16 protein-coding genes and 1 tRNA gene are annotated in these 22,211 nt (G+C 45.6%); 5 read left to right on the top strand and 12 right to left on the bottom strand.

The features are described 5' to 3' along the window. The first annotated feature begins 8 nt into the window (after positions 1–8). A complete protein-coding gene (locus tag HR45_RS12300) occupies positions 9–677 on the top strand; it encodes a DUF2982 domain-containing protein (protein ID WP_037443346.1) in 669 nt (222 codons plus the stop codon). 481 nt (positions 678–1,158) lie between these two features. On the opposite strand, the gene HR45_RS12295 is transcribed toward HR45_RS12300, so the two are convergent. The 5 genes from HR45_RS12295 to galU form a co-directional block, all read right to left on the bottom strand. Next, on the bottom strand, positions 1,159–3,447 hold the full coding sequence (locus HR45_RS12295; protein WP_052074709.1) for an OmcA/MtrC family decaheme c-type cytochrome: 2,289 nt from the start codon (positions 3,445–3,447) through the stop codon (positions 1,159–1,161). A 252-nt stretch (positions 3,448–3,699) separates the two neighbouring features. Continuing rightward, the gene (locus tag HR45_RS12290) at positions 3,700–4,695 is read right to left on the bottom strand and encodes a LysR family transcriptional regulator (protein WP_063355111.1); all 996 of its coding nucleotides are present in this window, start codon (positions 4,693–4,695) and stop codon (positions 3,700–3,702) included. A gap of 183 nt (positions 4,696–4,878) precedes the next feature. After that, positions 4,879–5,289: a bactofilin family protein gene (locus HR45_RS12285; RefSeq protein ID WP_037443342.1), complete on the bottom strand. Its 411-nt coding sequence runs from the start codon at positions 5,287–5,289 to the stop codon at positions 4,879–4,881. Between the two features lie 250 nt (positions 5,290–5,539). Continuing rightward, positions 5,540–6,559 carry a UDP-glucose 4-epimerase GalE gene (gene galE, locus HR45_RS12280; RefSeq protein ID WP_037443340.1) on the bottom strand — a complete coding sequence of 340 codons (1,020 nt, stop codon included), beginning with the start codon at positions 6,557–6,559 and terminating at the stop codon, positions 5,540–5,542. Positions 6,560–6,561: 2 nt separating this feature from the next. After that, positions 6,562–7,464, bottom strand: a complete 903-nt coding sequence (gene galU, locus HR45_RS12275; RefSeq protein WP_037443338.1) for a UTP--glucose-1-phosphate uridylyltransferase GalU — start codon at positions 7,462–7,464, stop codon at positions 6,562–6,564. Positions 7,465–7,834: 370 nt separating this feature from the next. On the opposite strand from galU, the gene tyrR reads away from it, so the two are divergent. Continuing rightward, entirely contained in the window at positions 7,835–9,379 is a 1,545-nt protein-coding gene (tyrR, locus tag HR45_RS12270; RefSeq protein ID WP_037443337.1) for a transcriptional regulator TyrR, read from the top strand. A 39-nt stretch (positions 9,380–9,418) separates the two neighbouring features. Here tyrR and HR45_RS12265 read toward each other — a convergent pair whose 3' ends face one another. Both HR45_RS12265 and HR45_RS12260 read right to left on the bottom strand, forming a co-directional pair. After that, entirely contained in the window at positions 9,419–11,242 is a 1,824-nt protein-coding gene (locus HR45_RS12265; protein ID WP_162180653.1) for an HD domain-containing phosphohydrolase, read from the bottom strand. A gap of 353 nt (positions 11,243–11,595) precedes the next feature. Next, entirely contained in the window at positions 11,596–12,477 is an 882-nt protein-coding gene (locus tag HR45_RS12260; protein WP_037443334.1) for a LysR family transcriptional regulator, read from the bottom strand. A 109-nt stretch (positions 12,478–12,586) separates the two neighbouring features. Between HR45_RS12260 and HR45_RS12255 the strand changes: the two genes are divergently transcribed. Next, the gene (locus HR45_RS12255; RefSeq protein WP_037443333.1) at positions 12,587–13,843 is read left to right on the top strand and encodes an MFS transporter; all 1,257 of its coding nucleotides are present in this window, start codon (positions 12,587–12,589) and stop codon (positions 13,841–13,843) included. Between the two features lie 9 nt (positions 13,844–13,852). On the opposite strand, the gene HR45_RS12250 is transcribed toward HR45_RS12255, so the two are convergent. From HR45_RS12250 to HR45_RS12230, 5 genes are all read right to left on the bottom strand, one after another. Continuing rightward, complete coding sequence (locus tag HR45_RS12250; RefSeq protein WP_037443331.1) at positions 13,853–15,220, bottom strand: sigma-54-dependent transcriptional regulator; 1,368 nt, start codon at positions 15,218–15,220, stop codon at positions 13,853–13,855. A 6-nt stretch (positions 15,221–15,226) separates the two neighbouring features. Further along, on the bottom strand, positions 15,227–17,014 hold the full coding sequence (locus HR45_RS12245) for a sensor histidine kinase (protein ID WP_037443329.1): 1,788 nt from the start codon (positions 17,012–17,014) through the stop codon (positions 15,227–15,229). Between the two features lie 72 nt (positions 17,015–17,086). Next, positions 17,087–18,481 carry a TRAP transporter large permease gene (locus tag HR45_RS12240; protein ID WP_037443327.1) on the bottom strand — a complete coding sequence of 465 codons (1,395 nt, stop codon included), beginning with the start codon at positions 18,479–18,481 and terminating at the stop codon, positions 17,087–17,089. Positions 18,482–18,489: 8 nt separating this feature from the next. Further along, on the bottom strand, positions 18,490–19,131 hold the full coding sequence (locus HR45_RS12235) for a TRAP transporter small permease (protein ID WP_037443326.1): 642 nt from the start codon (positions 19,129–19,131) through the stop codon (positions 18,490–18,492). A 59-nt stretch (positions 19,132–19,190) separates the two neighbouring features. Further along, complete coding sequence (locus HR45_RS12230; RefSeq protein WP_037443324.1) at positions 19,191–20,219, bottom strand: TRAP transporter substrate-binding protein; 1,029 nt, start codon at positions 20,217–20,219, stop codon at positions 19,191–19,193. Between the two features lie 392 nt (positions 20,220–20,611). Here HR45_RS12230 and gltX point away from each other — a divergent pair, with 392 nt between their 5' ends. Next, entirely contained in the window at positions 20,612–22,021 is a 1,410-nt protein-coding gene (gltX, locus tag HR45_RS12225; RefSeq protein WP_037443322.1) for a glutamate--tRNA ligase, read from the top strand. A gap of 98 nt (positions 22,022–22,119) precedes the next feature. Further along, positions 22,120–22,195, top strand: a tRNA-Ala gene (locus tag HR45_RS12220). Positions 22,196–22,211: the final 16 nt, after the last annotated feature.

Here is a 22,211-nt window from a genome sequence, read left to right as displayed (position 1 = left end):
CGCGTTAAGTGCAAACGATTGAGATCCAATCCACCTCAAAGCGTAATGCTGTCACGTTAACGGTTGTCGGGGCGAGCGCGTTGATCATCGCGTTCGCACTCTTTCTCGGCGTTAGTAGCTTATTTTATGTGGCGCTCACGCTGTTTGTGGTGGGCGCTATTGCGTTGGTGATTGGTATTGCAAAGCAGTATGAACCACCCGTTGTCATGACTCTCGAAGCCGAAGGCTTACGCTATTTTCATCGACGCGGCAGCGTGTTTATCGAATGGCGTAATATTCAGCGGCTCGACTTTCCAAGAGTGCAACGTGGTATTGAGCTTATTGAATTGCCTTTTATTGGCGTTAAGCTGCACGCTATCAATCCTATCCTTGATAATATCTCACCTCGTTTGGCCTCTGGTTTGCTTTCAGAGCAGCGTTCCTTAGTCATGACAGCGCTTGCCAATGACGAAGATTTGAATGCACTAGAACATTACCTCAGCGCCGAGTTCACACCATTGGTGGTTAATGATGACCGCTATCGCGGTTTGTTGGCGATGTTTGGTCGACGTTGCTTAACACTCGATAAACACCTCGGCTACCATCTCTATTTACCGGCCGAGTTTGTTGAAGAAACGCCACAAGAATTCCTTCGGTCATTACGTCGTGTCTGGAATGACCAACGTTTTGTTGATTGAGCCAAGTCCAATTCAAAGAATATGTCCCCCAATCGGCCATCTACCAGCTGTTGCTCACATCGTTAGTTAACTTTTGCAGTCGATAAAATGCGTTGAAGATGTCTCTGCACGACTATCAGTGTTAGGGCTGCGAGTACTTGTTCGTGGTCGCAACACGGTTACCTTTGTTGTCTTTGTGACCAGTCTTGCGGCTCTCGCAGTTTCTATTCTCAAGTGAATGACTCATCGGGTTTATCGCTGCTTACGTTTACCAGCTAGAGGCGGGGTTAGCGCTTGTTATCTATTACTTAGCGATGGATTACTTGTATTTGGTATTTGAGAGGGTGAGTTACTAGGTTCTTCTTTTCTTCCAAATGGTCGACGGTGTTGCGATTGACTAAGTGATGTTGTCAAACATGAGGGGAGGTATGACGTAAATCCAGAGCAAAAGAAAAGGGCCTCGAAAGGCCCTTTTGCATCACAACTAATTACCTAGCGCTAATTAGAATTTTACGTGAACTTTGTCATAGCCGTAGGTTTTACCTTCGCCGTGACAAGTTGAGCAAGATTCAACTGGCAAGTCTGCAGTGCTGTCTGGAGCATCAGCAGTAGTTGCACCGTTTGACTTGAAGTGAGCCAAGGCTGAATCGCTGTTGTGACAGCTGCGGCATGATTCTGCAACAGGGCTGATGTAACCACCAGTCACTGCAATAGAACGTTTGCCAGAGGTCAAGCCACCATCAGCTGCGAACAATGGAGTGCCATTGTGACATGCAGTACAGTCGCCTTGAACACCAGGGAAGCCCACAACAGAACCGTCAGCATCGGTGTGAACACCTTCGATAACATCGAAGTTACCTGAGTGATAACGGTGAACAACAGTTACCAAGTCGCGGTTAGCAAATGGAGTTACACCTTTGCTTTCTGCTACGCCATCTGCATTCTTGAACACAGCGTTTGGATGGTAAGAACCTGCGTAGTCATTGTTGTGACAATCCATACATTGAGTGAACTTGTACACGCCATGACCAGCGCCTTTAGTTACGTCCAGGTTGTTGTGGCAAGCTTCACACTTAGCTACTGACACAGTGATTTGGTCAGTACCTGCGAAGCGAGCTGGCATACCTTCGTCATCAGCGGCAGCTGTGTCTAAGTCAAAGAACTTAGTATCAGCAGTAACACCGATAGCAGTTGAGAACACTGAACTGCCGTGTACAACTTCTACAGGATTGCCGTAAGCCAGATCTGCTGTTTCGTCACAAGTTGCAGCTTGGTTATCAGTGCCTACACAGAAGGTCGCTTCTGTACCTACATAGATAGTACCTGAACCTTCTTCTGCAGTTACTGCGCGAGTCAGCACCAGTTTACCAGTTTCAGTGAAAGTACCAGCAGTCAGTGCTGGACGAGAACCCCAGCGTGAAACTGAACCGTCATCATTCACGTTACCCATCAGCGTTGCAGCAACACCCAGTACAGACAGATCTGATGACAATGCACCGTTAACGGTTACATCAGCAGTCACAGTCAAAGTACCAGCGGCTACGCTTGCGCCAGTGAAGTCGATTTGAACCAAGCTAGCCAGTTCTTTGCGTTCGCCTACACGGTGAGCGTTGATTGGTGCTAAACCACCAGCGCTGTGACAGCTTGCACATTGAGAATCATCAGCTTGAGCCAGTGCAAATGAAGCGTGGCCTGCGCCAGTAGCAAAGTTGATGTTGGTGTGACAACCAGTACACGCTGCGCGAGTTGGCTCGTCATTCCAAGTGGTTTTGCCTTCTTCTTCGCTGTGACAAACAGTACATTCATTCAATGGCGCTGGGTAGCCAATTTCTGACCATTCTTCAGCTTGAATGAAGCCGTATTGTGCCAATTCAGCTAAGTGAGCACCACCGTGGATGCGGTGGATCATTGCTGGCAAGTCAAATACATAGCCTTCTGCAGCTTGTTCTTCATCAGGTTGAGTTGCAGGGTTATGACAGAACACGCAGTTTTCTACGCTTTGGTAGTTACCGTGAGCAGAGATGTTAGCGATGTTGCCAGAAGTAGCGCTTTCGCCGTGACATTGCTTACAAGCTGCATCGGCAACAGTGTCTTTACCGGTAGTAACACCGGTTTCACCAGTTGCTGGGATGTAGTCTAAGCTGCCAAGGATTTTGTCGCTAACAGAGTTACCATCAGCGTCAGTAACGTTGTATGCACGGATCATTACGCGGTGTGGTGCGTTCAGATCGTCTGCAGCGTTCATGATAGGAGCAGTAGTGTCTGTGTAAGTCCAAGTACCGGTATAAGTACCTGGATTAGCAGGATCTTCTACCAGAGTACATGCTTCACCAGTTTGACCACGAGAACTGTAAGTGCCGTCTAATGTACAGTACATTGAGTGAGCACCAGCAGCAGTCTCTGCGTTGTTTTCCCAGAACACAGCTGGACCATCATCAGTGGTGTTGGTCATCGCAGTGATTGAGTAAACAGCAATCATATCCAAACCAGTCAAAGGCTTATCTTCGCCAGCTTGGTTCTTAGAAGTGACAGAGAATTTCAGTGCCAGAGCATCGCCACCCGCCAGAGTATTTTCTGCTGGGTCGATAGTGAAGGTTACGTCACCTGCTTTATAAACGGTAGATACAACGTCACCTGCATTCAGGCCATTTTGACCGTCTGCACCGTCTGCACCATTAGCACCTGGCGCGCCTGGAGCACCGTCTGCACCGTCGCTACCATCACCGCAAGCGGTGACTGCCAGCATACCGGACAGCATCAGCGCCAGTAATGACATATTATGATTTTTCATCATTGCGTCCCTTGTTGAAATTATATTGACTGCTTTTGCAGTACAGTAAATATACCTATTTCTTTGTGGGTATTACTTTAGTAAGTGCTCGAATTGTGAAATATGGGTTAATAAAGCATTATGGAAATTTCTAATAGTGAAATTAGTAATTTCGTATAACGTAATATTGGTGAGTAATTGAGACAAAAGACGAAAATAGAGACAAAAAAAGGCTGAACTCAGCCTTCTTAAGTTTGAATTCAGATTGCATATTTATGTGCCGAATTGGCGTAAATCTGCTTGGCTGCGAAAATCTAATAGGCGAGCGACGATATCAATCAACAACTGTCGCTGGCCATCGTTATAGCGACGATAATTCTCTGATTTTTCTACAAAGTTGTATGCGGGCATGGATATAGTACGGTGTAGCTTATCCACTTCCGTCTGTGACAATACTGCGCAACGCAGACCGCTAACTTGTTCAATATGGCAGAGCTCCGTTGCGGGAGCAAAGGCAACACTATCCATGGTCAGCAGATGGGCGTACCACTCTTCAATGTCATCAATGCATTCTATTTCGCTGAGCGTGATGTTCTCTTGTTGGCAATAGAGTTCTAAAGGATCAATGCGTTCGTTAAAACCTCTGATAGTCAGATAAACGAACGGATGCCGTGCAATATCTTCGATGGTAATCGCAGGATAATTGCGCCATAGAGGATGATCTTCACGACAGATTAACCCCAGTTCTTGGACTTCTCCGAGGCAGGTAGTGGAGAGCTCCTGATTGTCAGGTTGTTCCAGCGTAATGCCTAAATCCATTTCCCCACTATGGATTAAGTCTGCTGATTCATCTTGCCACTTGTAAAGACGCACTTTACCCAGACGAGCTTTGACTTCTGCTTGGCCTAAAACTTGCGACAGTGCGGACATTAATCCATATCCAACCGCAATATGAATACAGCCATCTGCACGATAATCTCTAGACGTCTTTGCTTGTAACTCGAGTTGGTATACCGATTGAATAAAATCGCACACGGGCTGATAGAGCGTTTCCGCAAGTGGTGTAGCCTTGAGTTTTTGCTGACGGCGATAAAATAACTCATCGTCGAACGCCATACGCAAGGCGCTCAAGCAACGACTGATTTTGGGCGCGGAGACAGAAAGTTCCCGCGCAGTGATATTGGCGTGTCCTGTTTCGTAGATATTTTTAAACACCATTAGCGTAAAAATATCTAACTCACACAATTGCTTAAGGAGTCTGCTTGTCATAATTATTGTTAGCCTAGAAGTGGTGGCTTCTGGTAAGTTAGAAAAGTTATTTATCTCACCTAATGCTAAACAATCTTATGGCGTTTAACTGTGATGATCCCGATTTGGTGCAAGTAAAACGGAAAATTGTGGCGAATTTGGGATGTATGTCACATGTTGTTAACTCATTTCACCCTGATATTATCACTCTGTTTCTAAACTCAAATTTGCAGTTGGTTTAGTATTTTTCAGTAGCGATGGTACTTCGTCCAGCAAACTCACCTGTTCTTTAACGCGAACACCGATAAACTGACCACCCTCAAAGATTTCCATGGTCGTGCTAGAGACCTCACCTTCAACATTTCCGCTGTCAGTAATGATAAGTTTTTCGCAGGAAACTTTGCCACGGAAAATACCCGCAACCTTGAGTTCTAAACATCTAAGCTGGCCGTCAATGATGCCATCAGATTCAATAGTTACAGTCCGGTCCGCATGAATTTCACCTTGCAGTGAGCCACCGACTAAGGTGTCGCCGTCAAAATACATTGTGCCAGTAATGCTGGTACCTTTGGCTATATAAGTTATGTCTGATTTCTTCTTATTGCTTTTAAACATACAAATCACCGTTCGCTAATGTTATAGAGTTATGCGGTTTTCGTTGCAGATGTTACCTACAACAGCATGATAAAAAAACCACTAATATTTGGCGCAGTGCTTGAATTTTGTCGCCTATGATGGGAACGGCCATTGCGTGGTTCGACATTTGAAGAGCTGATTTGCTGAGTTACGTTATGTTTAGCTAATTCAAATAACAAAGGGCAAACAGCGGCTACTTGTTTGCCTTTTGAAACTCAACAAGGTACCGCTAATCGTTACTTGAGTAACCATTTGGATTTTGAGACTGCCATTTCCAACTAGAAGTGACAATATCATGCAACGTATGAGTTGCTTCCCATCCGAGTAGCGCTTTTGCGAGGCTTGGGTCGCCATAGTATTCAGCGATATCTCCTGCGCGCCGTTCAACAAACTGATGCGCAATCGTCATCCCGCATGCCACTTCGTAAGCTTTAAGCATTTCAAGCACGCTGACGCCTTTACCTGTACCTAAGTTACAGGTGAGCAGTCCTGGCGCCTGTGCGAGTTTTTCTAAAGCTTTCACATGGCCAACCGCTAAGTCCACAACATGGATGTAATCTCTTACTCCAGTACCATCTACCGTTGGGTAGTCATTTCCAAAAATACTCAGTTGTTCACGTTTACCAATTGCAACCTGCGAAATAAAAGGCATGAGATTATTGGGGATGTCGTTAGGATCTTCTCCGATAAGTCCACTTTCATGGGCACCGACAGGATTGAAATAGCGCAAACGGGCAATATTCCAGCGCTGGTCAGCCTGATAAAGATCTGCAAGAATATTTTCTACCATTAATTTTGACTGACCGTAGGGCGTTGTTGCTCCCAACGGAAAGTCTTCTTTTAATGGTTGAACAGGAGACTCTTGATAAACTGCTGCGGAGGAACTGAATACCAAATTAAAAACTTCGGTTTCTGCCATCGCTTCTAGGAGCACTAAAACACCAGATACGTTGTTCTGGTAGTATTTCAGAGGTTTTGCAACTGATTCACCAACAGCTTTTAAACCTGCAAAGTGGACAACAGATTCAACGCTGTGAGTTTTAATCACATCTATTAATAGTGATTTATCAAGTATATCACCTTGATAAAATGGTACTAATTTCCCAGTGATTTGCTCAACACGTCTAATCGCTTCTGCTGATGAATTGCATAAATTATCAATAGCGACAATACGGTAATTATTGCGTAATAGCTCTATTAGGGTGTGGCTGCCGATATATCCAGCCCCACCCGTAACTAATACTGTCATGACTAAAGTTTTCCAACAAACTCTTTCAGGTAACTGATAAACTCATCACCTAATTCTTTGTGGCGCACTGCATGTTCAATTACCGCTTGCATGTAACCTAATTTGTTACCGCAATCATGGCTTTTACCGAGCATGTAATAGGCATCGACTTGTTGCGATTCCATCAGCATTGCAATGGCATCGGTCAACTGAATTTCGCCACCTGCACCTGATGGCGTTTTAGCAAGCAGTGGCCAAATTTCTGCTGGGAGTACATAGCGCCCCACGACTGCAAGGTTAGAAGGTGCTTCATCTACTTTCGGTTTTTCCACCAACTGAATCAAAGGTGCCGCAGCCCCAGGCTGTAATTCATGACCGTTAACGTCGGCAATACCGTATTGATTTACCATTTCTTCAGGCACGCCTTCTACCATGATCTGACCATGGCTGGTTTCGTCATATAGACGCACCATAGATGCTAGGTTATCGCGTTTGAGATCACAGCTCGCTGAATCAATGAGTACGTCTGGCAAAATGACGGCGAATGGATTATCACCCACCACAGATTGTGCGCATAAAATCGCATGCCCTAAGCCTTTGGCTTGTGACTGACGCACGCTGATGATAGTCACATCTTCTGGGCAGATAGATTGCACTTCATTGAGTAATTGACGTTTAACACGACGTTCTAGCTGGGTTTCCAGCTCAAAACTTGTATCAAAATGGTTTTCGATGGAGTTTTTACTCGCGTGGGTGACCAGCACAATTTCCTTAATCCCAGCTTCGATTGCTTCGTTCACAACGTATTGGATCAGCGGGCGGTCAACTACTGGCAACATCTCTTTAGGGATGGCTTTGGTTGCGGGCAACATGCGTGTACCGAGTCCTGCAACGGGAATTACAGCCTTACGAATATTCGACTTCATAGACGTCCTTTTCAGGTAGATAGATTGAATAATTGTATCTTAATGACTAACTATTACCACGATTCCACTATTCAATCATTTTTTTTACAGTTGAAACTCATTACTGGTAAGCGACTATTCATATTTTGTTCGTTTATTAACACCTTATTTTCAAATGAACATGTTTCTATAGCTTAGTGGCGAAATTTTCTACTAGAAGCTTTCTGTCTTATCAAACCTGAGAATGTTGAATAATTGGTCGTATAGGCTGTGTTGGGTGTAAAGAACACTTGCCACTCGGCCATTATGCTTCTACCTTATAGGGGTAGCCGTTGGCATAAGTTTTGTCCTGCCTCGGAAGAACTAAAACAATATAAGAAGAGAAACGTTTATGCGGTTGGAAGTCACTTGCCTCGACAGAGTGGGTGTGGCCAAGGATATTTTGACAGTCCTCGAACGTTATAGCATCAATCTTGTCTCCATTGATGCCATGACTAAAGGGTGTCTTTATTTACAGTTTGCCGAAGTACCTTTTGAAACCCTGAAAGAGTTGATGCCACAAGTACGCAAAGTGGACGGTGTACACGATGTGAGAACCGTGGCGGTTATGCCTTCTGAACAAGAGCGCTATGCCCTGAAAACGCTGTTGAAAACCTTACCTGACGGCGTCTTTTCTATTGATGCCAAAGGCAAAATTCGTTTTGTGAACGAGGCTGCGTTATTCATGCTTGGCATGCAGGAGCATGAAGTCTTAGATGAGCCGTTGAATCATTGGGTCCAGGGATTCAATTTTGCCCGCTGGATGGGTGAGGAGGCTGCGTTAGGACAAACTGCACGCGTCCACATCGGTAGCGATGAATATCTCGCAGAAATGCTACCTATCGAACTCCCGGAAGACGAACAGCAATCCTTACTTGCGGGTGCTGTAATTACCTTAAAAACGCCAGATCGTGTTGGTAAACAGTTCAATGCGTTACAGCGCCGATATAAAGGTTTTGAAAATGTATTAGCGGTGAGCGACAAACTGCAAGATATTGTCAAACAAGCACAACGTATTGCACAGCTCGATGCGCCGCTGTTAATCACGGGGGAAACAGGTACGGGCAAAGAGATGATGGCCCGTGCCTGCCATGATGCTAGTTTGCGCAGAGAAAAGCCTTTCGTCGCCATCAACTGTGCCGCAATACCGGATAGTGCAGTCGAAGAAGAGCTGTTCGGCTATGTCAGCAATGGCAGATTAACCAAACAAGGTTTTTTCGAAGAAGCCAAGGGCGGAACTGTTTTCTTAGATGAAGTGGCCGAGATGTCGAACTCTGCTCAGGTAAAACTGTTACGTCTATTGCAAGATGGCAGTTTTCGCCGTGTCGGTGGAGAAGAGGATATTCGTCCCGACATTCGCATTATCTGCTCCACCCAAGAGAATCTCGCTAAACGTTGCCAAGAAGGTAAATTCCGCGAGGATCTCTACTATCGTATTCACGTGTTAGGTTTCCATTTGCCTGCGATACGTGAACGTCGTACTGATATTTTGCCGTTAGCCGAGATGTTTCTGGAGCACTACAGCCAGCAGTTGTCTTGTCCTGTGAAACGTATATCGGCCAAATGTCGCAGCTTTCTGCAGGCTTATGCTTGGCCGGGTAATGTGCGGCAGTTGAAAAATGCGATTTTCCGTGCGGTTTCCATGTGGGATGGCAGTGCTACTGAATTGACCGTCGAGCAGTTAAAGTTGCCATCTTATGAGGAAGGGCAAGGGTACTTTGATACTGATTTCGATGGCTCACTCGACCAAGCGATGAAGAAGTTTGAATCCAGCCTTTTGCGGCGCTTATATCCCTCTTATCCAAGTACCCGTCAGTTAGCGAAAAAGCTGGGGGTATCGCATACCGCCATCGCCAATAAACTGCGGGAATATGGCATCAATAAGCCTAACAAGTAGAGTTATAGGGCTCTCCATACCAGATGTAAAGGTTGTTACTCAGATGGCGGTACGCTCAGTTTTTCGCGGCCACTGGGTAACAACACAAGGCTCCAAATCCTCTTGGGATGATAAGGTTTCTGTTATGTTTGTTTCTGTATCTGGATATTGCGCGCGAATAGCCAAAAACTTGTCCATGTGAGTGAGCAGTAAATTGGTCAGCACAGGGTCAAATTGTTTAGCACTTTCTTCAAAAAATAGCGCGATAACATCATTCACTGGCCATGCTTTTTTGTAGCAACGTTTGCTGAGTAGTGCATCAAATACGTCTGTAATCGCTGTGATACGCGCAAATATGTGGATGTCTTCACCTGACTTTCCATATGGATATCCTTTTCCATCCCAGCGCTCGTGGTGTTCTAAAGCAATGATTGATGCATAACTTAAAATATCGCCTTCGCTGGAACTCAAGATTTTATATCCAATGTTCACATGCGTTTTCATAATTTCCCATTCTTCCGCATTTAGCTTTCCAGGCTTTTCCAATATGGCCTCTGGGATCCCGATTTTTCCGATATCGTGCATTGGGCTTACCATCTCAATAAGCTCACATAACTCAGGCTTGAGTTGACTCAAATTTGCTAATAGCGCCGACATCTTTGCCACGCGTTTTACATGGTTTCCTGTTTCCCCTGACCGCGTTTCGATAACATCACCTAAGAGAAAAATGAGATCCTTTTGCACATTCACTGTTTGCTTTTGTAATGTGAGGATTTCGCTATTTTTACGGTTAATTTCACGCTTACGTTGCAGCAGCAGAAACAATACAAAAATGACAATGACGAGAATGGCGACGGTAGTGCCAAAAATCGACAGGATCCGCCAGTGTTCAATGATAAATGAGGTTGGCTTTCCGGTGATTTTTGAATCCACAGGTAGCTGATTAATGTCTATGTGGTGAGAGGTTAGTGCCTGATGGCTGAATACGTAACCTAGTGCCTCTTGGTCGTTGGAACTGGTATTGGTCACAACATTCGAAAATTGATTCTCTAGCAGCTCAAATGCTTTAACGCCGAGCTTATATGAGTCTATGACGTAACCACCAAGCACCCCATCACTAATGTAAAACTTCCAGAACACGAATATTGGTGCGCGGCTAAAGTGACCAAGTTGGTAGGCGATTTGGTTATAGTCGTGGTAGATATTATCCTTCGTTTCCGTATTGAAATGCGTTAGTAGTACCGCATCATTGACCGAAACATTCTGCAGTAACAGACTTGCCTCTGATAATGTTTTATCTCGAATTTCAATGACATTGATTTGTGGATATTTTTCGAGGGCTTTGGAAACATCTTTTTCGATAATGTTTGATGTAACACTTCTATCAGCTAGGTAGTAGAGATTTTTAATATTGGGTCGTAGCTTCAGGATGAGGTCTAGATTTTTCTCAATATAAATCTGTTCGTAAACCACAATCCCCTTGTTTGTTATTGGAGTTAGTGTTGCGTTTTCATCTCCTATGCCGACAGCAACTGTGGGTAAATTTTTGATGTTAGGCATATCAAGATTATTAACAAATAACAGTGCGTTATCGTCAGTGATGATGACGCCATCAAATTGATAATTTTTATATTTTTGCTTTAAGTACTGGGAATAATTACCAAGATAGTCGGAGTTGTCTATGCGTTTAGCATCAAGGTATTCGATTGATAACTTCATCGGATTGCCAAGTGCTGAATTAGAAATGTCTATACCGCTTTGTATCTCCTTGGTCCATTGATAAGAAGGATCATAAGAATGAATCACGAGTACTCGGTACACATGCATATCGACATTCGCGAAGGCAGTAAAAGAACCACTTAGCAGGGCAAAGAGCAATAACATTAGCCGTATCTTCATAAAAACCTTTTTATGTTTACGAGATAAAACTAGCGTGCATAGGTAATTTAGAGTCTAAGCCTTTCTGTGTAATTGTTTGGGTGATTTACGCCACAAAATAGTGATTTTTAAAAAATTGAACATTGAGAGTTTGGCACCATGAAAGGACATCATTGATGTCCTGATTCTGATTTAACAAATCTGAAATCGTAATTGCCATATATTCAATGAGGTAGTGGTTTCAACCTAAGTGTGGGCCCAAGTAGATTGCTACCAAAGATAATCGATATATTGCCCAGTGATGCGATGAGCCATTTCCCTGCGATAGTCATTGCCAACAAATAATCTGAAATAGAGCATCACCTGTTCGCAAGCAGAAAATTCACAAACGCTTGATCCGCTTGGCTGAGTGGTCGATGTTTTTTCCACGCAATATGCAGTTCTACAAAGACCGGTGGTTCCAGCGAAATAGTATTGATGTCATCGTTAGGTTGGATCACCATCTTGAGCAGACTCGCTACCGCAAACCCTTGCTGTACCACTTGTTTAATCAGATTGATCAAGTTGGTTTCAAAGGCAATCTTAGGCGTTAAACCCAGTTCGCTAGCGCGGTTCAACATCCATTCTCGGTGATAATATCCCGGTTTGAACATCACTAATTCATGCTCAAAGAACTGCTGCATACTGATCGCTTTGAATTCAGAAAGCGGATGTTCATAGGACGCGGCTACAACGATCTCTTCATTAATCAATACGCAAGAATCAAAATCGGGTTTGAGATCTGATTTGGTGATGATGGCGATATCGACTTCTTGCTGTTCCAGCATTCTGAGTGCGTCGCGTGTGCCGCCTTCAAACAGACTCAGCTTTAAGTTGGTGTATTGGTGACGGAAAGCCATCAAGCGACTGGGAAGGTAGAAGGAGCCTAACATCCCGGGGACCGCAACACGTACTTCTCCTCGGCTCAGATCCGCCATTTCACGAATGTGGGTTTGTGCTTGAGTCACTTGCTGCAAAATCAATTCAGCATGTTGTTTTAGCACCTGGCCTTCGGCGGTGAGTTTTATCGCCCCTGAATGCTTACGAGCCTGACGCTGTACCAGCGTGACGCCAAGTGATTGTTCCAATCGCTTTAAACTTTGGCTAAGTGCCGGTTGCGCCATGTTAAGTTTCTCCGCTGCCCGGGTAAAACTTCCATACTTCAATAGGGCACAGAAATGGCGTAGTTGGCGGATTTCCATCTCGAACCTCTTCTTTTTCATCGAAAAATTAACTATAACAAAAATCAATCATTTTGATATTTTTTATCTATTATTGTTATGTTTTATTCGCTGCTATGCTTTACACCTAATGCTTTTTCAGGTTGTGCTAATGAACATGACAGCTAGGCGTCAAGTCCGCGATTTGCGGCTTATCTGGGCGCTATGTATCGCCTCTCTGGTGATTTACATCAATCTTTATATGATGCAGGGAATGTTGCCGCTGATAGCGGAACATTTTCAGGTATCGAGTGCGCGTTCAACGCTCGTGCTGTCAGTCACAAGCTTTACGCTGGCGCTTAGCCTACTGATTTATGCAGTAGTGTCAGATCGTATTGGGCGCCACCGACCCATCGTGATTAGCCTGTGGGTGCTCGCCTTATCTAACTTACCTTTAGTTTTTATCGATGACTTTCGTACCTTGTTGTTTGTGCGCTTGTTACAGGGCGTCTTGCTTGCGTCATTACCTGCAATTGCCATGGCTTACTTCAAAGAACAACTGAAGCCACAAACGATGCTAACTGCCGCAGCTGTTTACATTACTGCCAATAGTGTCGGGGGGATTGTGGGGCGCCTTCTCGGCGGTGCGATGTCACAGCTGTTTGATTGGCAAAGCGCTATGCTGGCTTGTTTTGGCTTTAGCGTGATCTGCGTTGGTATCGCGCACTATTTATTACCGAAAACCCGAGATGCCGTTAAACGTGAGCGGACAAAGTTGCCATGGTCTGAAAAATTGAACTTCTCTACTGATATTGCCGGTTTTATGCACCATCTACGTGACAGCCAGATGCGGCTTGCGTATCTGATTGGCGGTATCACGTTTATGATGATGGTGAATCAATATAGCTTTATTCAATTACATTTGATGGCGGAGCCATTTGCGTGGAGTCGCTTTCAGGCTACGCTGATTTTTCTGTGCTATTCCAGCGGGACCATTGCCTCCTATTTTACGGCGCGTTGGATCATGAAACACGGTCAATTACCTTTGTTTCGTTTATCACTGCTGCTGATGTTCGTCGGTTCGCTGCTGACCTTGTTTGATACTGAATTCGCTATCTGTATTGGCTTTCTCTTTTCAAGTTGTGGTTTCTTCGTGACCCACAGTTGCTGTAATTCTTTTGTCGCCATGCGCGCAACCAGCCACCGAGCTAAAGCGACGTCACTTTATCTGTGTTGTTACTATTTGGGCGCTGCAGTTGGCGGACCTTACTTAATGATGTTTTGGCACAGTGCAGGTTGGGCCGGAGTGATTGGTGGTTCGATGATGTTATTGAGTCTGATAGCGGTATTTGTCTGGCGTCTGGGCTATCGGCAACGTCAGACGATGTTGCCGCATCCAGTATGTTAATTGAAGACGTTAAAGTTCGTCGTTGATGAAGTCTTTGCGTTCCAAACCATATTTACGCATTTTGTCATACAGTGTTTTGCGGGGCAGTTCTAGCTGCTCCATGGTGTTTTTGATTGAACCTTTGTTATGACTAAGGGCATCTTCAATTAACACTCGTTCAAAAAACTCCACCCGCTGCGTGAGTGACATACCACTGTGCAGCTTGTCGTTGTTGGCGATGGCGCCAGAGAACGCAGCCTCTTCGCCTAGCAGTACGTAACGCTCTGCGAGGTTACGCAGTTCACGCACATTTCCCGGCCACTCATAGGTACTCAGGCGCGCCCGATGTTCACTATCTAGCGCTATCAGTTCCTTGTGATAACGCGCTGACGCTACGCGGGAAAAATGCAAAAACAGTAGTGGAATATCTTCACGACGTTCACGCAACGGCGGGATCGCAATTGTCACCAAATTTAAGCGGTAGAACAGGTCATGGCGGAAATCGCCCTGATCGCACAAGGCCTTTAAATCCACCTTAGTCGCGGCAATAACTCGAATATCTAAATCGATGCTTTTGTTAGAGCCGAGGCGTACCACTTTGCGGTCTTCAAGTACGCGCAGTAATTTCACCTGTAATGACATTGGGGTACTTTCAATCTCATCGAGAAAGATGGTACCGCCGTTGGCAAATTCGAATTTACCGACGCGGGTTTTGTCTGCACCAGTAAATGCCCCCGCTTCGGCGCCGAACAATTCACTTTCAATAATGGTCTCTGGAATAGCACCACAGTTGATAGCGACAAAGTTAGCATTGCCGCGGGGGCTGTGATCATGCAGATAACGCGCAACCAGTTCTTTACCTGTGCCCGTTTCACCTTCGATCAAAATATCTGCCGGGGTATCGAGCACCTGATGAATGATATGGCGCATCTGCTGCATTCCCGGACTGTTACCTAAGATACGTGGTCCGGGTGAGCTTTGTGATTCTAACTCTCGTTTTAACGAACGATTTTCTAGGGTGAGGGCGCGTTTTTCTAACGCTCGCTTGACCACATCTAGGATGTGTTCGTTGTTAAACGGCTTTTCCAGAAAATCGTAAGCGCCTTGTTTAACGGCGCTGACGGCCATGGCGATATCACCAAAGCCAGTAATAAGGATCACGGGAATATCGGGATCACGTTGCAGAATTTGTTGCATCACGCGAATGCCATCAGTACTTGGCATATTGACGTCAGTGATGACCACGCCTGGCCAGTTAGGTTGGATGAGCTTAATAATTTCTTGGGGCTGGGTGCTGGCTTTCGCGGCGATATTTTCCAATTCAAACAATTGGGTGAGTACTGTGCCGATATGCGGCTCATCATCAAGGATCAGTACTGTGTATGGATTATCGATCATCCTTGGTTATTCTCCCGGACATAACGGCAGTAAAATGACAAACTCGGCGCCACCCTCAGCAGCGTTGGTGACGGTAATGGTGCCGTTCATCGATTCGATAATACGCCTTGAGATGGACAATCCCAAGCCGAGCCCTTGTCGTTGGCTGGTGGTGAAATAAGGTTCAAAAATCTTTTCCATCTGACTTTCATTCACCCCAGGACCTGAGTCCCTGATTTGGATCTGCAGCTTATCAGACAGTGTGACGCTAATGGTGAGCAATCGCGTATCAACTTGCTGCATGGCAACAACAGCATTACTGATAATATTAACCAACACTTGTTGTAAACGGACTTTATCACCAAAAAAGCGTACTGGCTGATCCGGCAGTTCCAAGTGTAAGCTGATCCGCTGTTTTTCAATTTCAGGATTGACGATAGTCAGCGCTTCACCAAGCGTGTCGTTTAATGAATTGGCCTTGTCTTGGCCTTCACTCTTGCGGGTAAAGCTTTTAAATTGGGCCACAATCTCTGCTAAACGGTCAGACAAGGAGATAATGGTGCTCAGATTTTCTTTGGCTTTATCTTGCATATCCCGTTGCAGCAGGGTTTGGGTATTTTGGGCGTAACTTCGTAGCGCGGCCAGCGGCTGATTAATCTCATGATTAATACTTGCTGACAAGCTGCCGATAACCGTAAGCTTTGCCGCCTGTATCAACTCTTCTTGTGTTTCTTGCAGCTTTGTATTGGCGCTTTCGAGTTCTTGAGTTCGCTCTTTAACGCGTAACTCTAATAGGTTGTGCGCCTGTTGCATGCGACGCATATTTTTACGTCTTTCCAAGCTAAAAGATAACCCTAGCGCCAATAACATATAGACGCTGGCAGACAGCAACATGGTCAATGGCAGCGATGTATATAGCGGCTTAACCGGAGTCAATACATGCACATCCCAGCCCGCTTTGCTCATGCTGCCTTTGGTATCGAGAAACTGTTCGTGACCGTCATCATGGCTGATATGGTAAAGCGAGCGTTCAGCATCGTTTAATGAGTTATAGGGTGGTTTGATGCTCAATGCTGTAATGATGCGATTAGCGTAACGGCGACTTTGGTAGATAGCATCTTGCGCCGCTGAGGTCAGCGGCATTAACGATTTTAACCGCCAACTTGCCATACTGGCGAGGAAGATGACTTGGTCGTTACCACTGATCGCCAATTCATACTGGCCCGCTTTGGCAAGTCCGGTTAACTGCTCTTCAATATCGGCGATATCGACCTTTACCACGATGATGCCAAGTACTTTGCCTTTTTCAACGATTGGATAGGAAAAGTAAAAGCCTCGAGTATCTGACGATGTTCCTACCGCATAGTAGCTCCCCAAACGGCCTGCAATGGCTTCAGTGTAGTAGGGGCGAAACGCATAATTCTGACCGATAAACGAGTAGGGCTTTTGCCAGTTACTGGCGGCGATAGCCTCGCCTTGATTATTGAGCAGATAAATGTCTGACGCTTCAGTGACATGTTGGATCTCCTCAAAATAGCGGTTGATATGCCGAATTTCATCACTGTTATCACTATGCGCCAAGGCACTGGCAAGCATAGGGTTTGTGGATAACACATGGGGAATACTTTCGTAGCGGATTAAGGCACCGTCAATGAAGTTGATGACTTCAGTTAATTGACGATTTGCTAACGGCTGAATGCGAGCAAAACCTTGCTCAAGGTGATACCAGTAAGTTATGGCTAATGTCGCACACAATCCCAGCAGCATCAGCAAAGTGATGCCCAGACGTTTACGAAAAGAAGCCTGTGGTTGCATATCTAGAGGATGCCCTGAAATTCGGCGAGTCTGAATTAGACTCGCCGAAACTTGCGGATTTTTCAAGAGTTATTATCCGCGCAGGCTATCGAGGTGCTCTGGCAGTGCCAGCGAAATAGCAGGAATGTAGGTAATTAATGCGAGGAAGAACAGCAACAACAGCAGCCAAGGTACACACGCTTTAATGACCCAGCCAATACTCTTGCCCGTTATCCCGGCCGTCACAAATAGGTTAAGTCCGACCGGCGGCGTTAGCATCCCAATTTCCATGTTCACCACCATGATAATACCAAGATGGATAGGGTCGATTCCTAATTTGACCGCAATTGGGAACAAAATCGGCGCCATAATCAGCAGAATCGCCGAAGGCTCCATAAAGTTGCCCGCTGCTAACAACAGCAAGTTGACGATGATGAGGAATGCCCAAGGTTGCAATCCCCAACTCACGATGGTCTCAGCAATCGTGTGTGGAATACGTTCTGTTGTCAGTACGTGCGCAAACAGCATGGCGTTGGCAATAATAAACAGCAGCATAATGCTGACTTTGGCGCCATCGCGTACTACGTTACGCACTTCTTTATCGGCGGGAGTTTTAATGAAACCCAGTACCACATGCCATAAGTTGCGGCCGATGGCTTTGCCAAGATGCTCTCCCGGTTCACGCCAAGCCACGTTCTTTAGTGGACCAATATCACGGTAGCCAAATACGGCAATAAAGTAGGCGTAAACACAGGCAACAGCCGCTGCTTCGGTAGGAGAGGCAATACCGCCGTAGATTGAACCAAGCACAATCACAATGAGCATCAATCCGCCAATCGCCTTGGCGCTAGAGATACCGAGTTGTTTAAACCCTGGAAATGGTTTGGAAGGTAGGCCTTTTATGCGAGCTGTGATGTAAATCGCCAGCATCAGCAAGCCGCCCATCATTAACCCAGGGATCAAACCCGCCATAAACATTTTGGCAGCAGAGACTTCAGTCGCGGCAGCATAAACCAGCATCACAATTGATGGCGGGATCAAAATTCCTAGGGTACCGGAGGTGGTAATAACCCCCGCAGCAAATTTCTCCGGATAACCGGCTTTTACCATCCCGACAATAACAATAGAGCCAATCGCTGCCACGGTCGCAGGCGAAGAACCTGATACAGCAGCAAATAGCATACATGCCATTACTGATGCCATAGCCAGACCACCTTTAATATGGCCTACGCTGTCCATGGCAAAGTTAATGATCCGTCTTGCAACACCACCAGTGGATAGGAATGCTGATGACAAAATAAAGAACGGAATCGCTAATAGTGTGTAGTGTTCAGATGCCGACGCATACAGTTTCAATGCGATCGACGCCAGAGAGTCGTTAGAAAAAAGTAAGATCGTCAACATACTGGAAAACCCCAACGCGATTGCGATGGGCATGCCAAGGATCATGCAGAAAAATAAAACAATAAAGAGTGTGGCAATGGTCATGGCGTTACCTACTGATCCTGTTTGTTCTGGTCATTGTTGTCAGCATCATTCGCTTCATCGGCGAGGTGCATGCTCTCTTTGGCCTCATCATGGAATGCAAAGCCTACAGAGCGGTTGGTCAGAATGGCGATCATCAGTTCGATAAAGCGCCAGGTAAGCATAGAAAAGCCAATCAATAGGATGCTTTGTGACATCCATAGCGGTACGGCAGGATCTTCAATATCGATTTTCCATATGTCCCAAAGTTTGTCGGGATCAACATTAGCAAATAATGCCTTGGGAAAATGGATATCCTCCATTGGAATGCCGACCGCGTACATTTCTGACAGATAGTCCCAGCTACCTTTCAGGAATAGTCCGCAATAGGCGAGACAGATAACACAAGCTAACACTGCCGCATATTTACGGCCTTGCTTAGGCAGTTTAGTAACAAAGGCATCTACACCTATGTGCGCGCCTACTTTGACACCGTAGGACATGCCAAACAGTACAAACCAGCCTGCTAGCGTAAGCGTCAGCTCCTGAATCCATAGAAAGCCAGTGTTGAAGAAGAAGCGAGCAACCACCTCGACGAACACCAATATGGTCATGAGGGAGATAGTGAGGTTGAGTACCCCTTCTTCCACATAAGCGAAAATACGAGAAAACATAGCAATCGATCCCCAGTCGGTCGGAAACGGGGACTAATGCCCCCGGACATTTTGTAGTTTTACTTATTAGCTGCGACTGCAGCGTCAATCATGTCTTTACCGATTTGATCTTCGAACTTGCCCCATACTGGCTTCATTGCATCAATCCAGGCTTGGCGTTCGCTGTCAGACAGTTCGACCACTTTGCTTTCACCTGAGTCGATGATCAGCTGACGGTCTTGCGCGTTTTTGTCAGAGGCAATCTTGTTACCGTATGCCAACGCTTCGTCCATACATTGTTTGATGATTTTACGTTTGTCTGCTGGCAGACCTTTCCAGAAGGCGGCAGAGGTCACCACCATGTAATCCAATACACCGTGATTACTTTCAGTAATGTAGGACTGAACTTCGTAGAATTTTTTCGAGTAGATGTTTGACCAAGTATTTTCTTGACCATCAATCGCGCGGGTTTGCAGCAGGGTAAACACTTCAGAGAACGGCTTTTTAACGGCCATAGCATTAACAGCATCAAACTGTGCTGCCAGTACGTCAGACGCCATTACACGGAATTTCTTACCTGAGGCATCGGTAGGCAGTTTCAGCGGTTCGTTGGCTGAGAATTGCTTCATACCGTTATGCAGGTAACCCATCCCCACAATGCCTTTACGCTTCATTGAACCCAGCAGCGCTTGACCAGCATCACTCATTTGGAACTTTTCAACTGCATCCATATCTTTGAACAGGAATGGCAGATCGAACAGTTGCAAACGTTTGGTGTAACGCTCGAACTTAGACAGAGACGGTGCTACAAACTGAACGTCGTTGAGTAGCAGGGCTGCTAATTCGTTGTTATCACCAAACAACTGAGAGTTAGGGAACACACTGACTTTATATTCGCCAGGTAAACGTTCTTCGACCAGTGCCTTGAATTTCAACGCCGTTTGGCCTTTCGGCGTGTTTTCTGCAACAACGTGTGAAAATTTAATTTCAACAGGTTCTGCTGCAGCGAGAAAACTTGTCGCCATTGCCCCAGCAGCGAAAGCTGCCATAGCGAAAGTTTTCAGTGGTTGAGAAAATAAACTGATGTGCATGGTATTTCTTATAGTCATCTTGGTAATCCTTCTGACACTTTTTTAAGTTGTATAGACACGTGCCCCATCACTACGTGTCTCACCCGGGAAAACCACTTAATTTCCCAATGGTTGAACGACTAAAGGCAAGTTACAGGCCAATTTGTTTAACGTTATGTAACTCATTGGTTATTAAAGTGTAGGTTATTTGATGGCCATCACATGCATTTGTGAATTGTGTGAGAAATGAATCACGGCAATTTGCTGAATGTGTGGAAAACCACACATTGGACTTTGCGAGTTGAAATGAAGTGTGATGTTGATCTTGTTGTTATGGAATTTTGCCCTTTTTGTACGAGGGCTGATAGAATATCCGCCTTATCACTTGCCTCTACGTAGGCTTCTTATTAATTCAAGGTTTAAAGTCAATTATGACCATCAAGACGCGTTTTGCTCCTAGCCCTACCGGCTATCTTCACGTGGGCGGTGCTCGCACAGCTCTCTATTCTTGGTTGCACGCTCGTGCTAACAACGGCGAGTTTGTATTGCGTATTGAAGACACGGATCTTGAGCGTTCTACTCAGGAAGCAGTGGATGCCATTCTGGAAGGTATGGAATGGTTAGGACTGAACTGGGATGAGGGTCCGTACTATCAAACCAAACGTTTCGATCGCTATAAAGAGTTGATCGGCAAAATGCTGGAAGAGGGCACTGCATATAAATGTTATTGCTCAAAAGATCGTTTGGAAAAGCTGCGTGAAGAACAAGCAGCAAAAGGCGAACGCCAAAAATATGATGGCTGCTGCCGTGATCATGCGCCGCGTGATACTGACGAGCCATATGTGATTCGTTTTAAAAACCCGCTCAATGGCAGCGTCGTATTTGATGATCACGTGCGTGGCCGTATCGAAATCTCTAACGAAGAGTTAGATGATCTGATTATTGCCCGCAGTGACGGTTCACCTACCTATAACTTCTGTGTGGTAGTTGATGACTGGGATATGGGCATCACTTGCGTTATCCGTGGCGAAGACCATATCAATAACACCCCAAAACAGATCAATATTCTGAAAGCGTTGGGCGCGCCAATTCCTGAATACGCGCACGTGGCAATGATCTTGGGTGATGATGGTGCCAAACTGTCAAAACGTCACGGTGCGGTAAGCGTAATGCAATACCGTGACGACGGTTATCTGCCAGAGGCTCTGCTGAACTATTTGGTCCGTTTGGGCTGGTCTCATGGTGACCAAGAGATCTTCTCAATCGAAGAAATGGTGCAATTCTTCAAACTGGACGATATCAACAAAGCGGCATCGGCTTTTAACACCGAAAAATTGCAGTGGCTGAACCAACACTATATTAAGTCAGCAGATCCTGAATATGTGGCGTCTCATCTTGAATGGCACATGAAAGATCAACACATCGACACCAGTAATGGCCCAGCGTTGAAAGATGTTGTTACCGCATTAGCTGAACGTGCGAAAACGTTAAAAGAGTTGGCGGCCGCTAGTCGCTACTTCTATGAAGACTTCGAAAGCTTCGACGAAGCTGCTGCTAAGAAGCATCTACGTGGTGTTGCTTTGGAACCTTTGAAGTTGGTTCAACAGAAGGTTGCGGCGTTAACTGAATGGACGCCTGAAGCTATCCATGAAGCCATTGAAGCAACAGCTACTGAGCTGGAAGTGGGGATGGGCAAAGTAGGGATGCCGCTGCGCGTCGCGGTTACTGGTGCAGGCCAATCACCATCTTTGGATATCACACTGTTTCTCATTGGGAAAACGCGCTGCGAGCAAAGAATATCCAAAGCGGTTGAATTTGTAGCAAGCAGAATAAATTCCTAAAAAATGCGTTGACACATTTGGGCTTGCTGCATAGAATGCGCCTCGCACTCAGGGACATGGCGGTGAAAACCTCAGGTAAATGAGTGTGAAGCGACCAAGGGGCTATAGCTCAGCTGGGAGAGCGCTTGCATGGCATGCAAGAGGTCGACGGTTCGATCCCGTCTAGCTCCACCAAATGTGTCGCAGTCCA

It is taken from the genome of Shewanella mangrovi (assembly GCF_000753795.1).
GTDB classification, from domain to species: domain Bacteria; phylum Pseudomonadota; class Gammaproteobacteria; order Enterobacterales; family Shewanellaceae; genus Shewanella; species Shewanella mangrovi.
The sequence above is the reverse complement of the archived record's forward strand: the minus strand, read 5'-3'. Positions and strand labels throughout refer to the sequence as shown.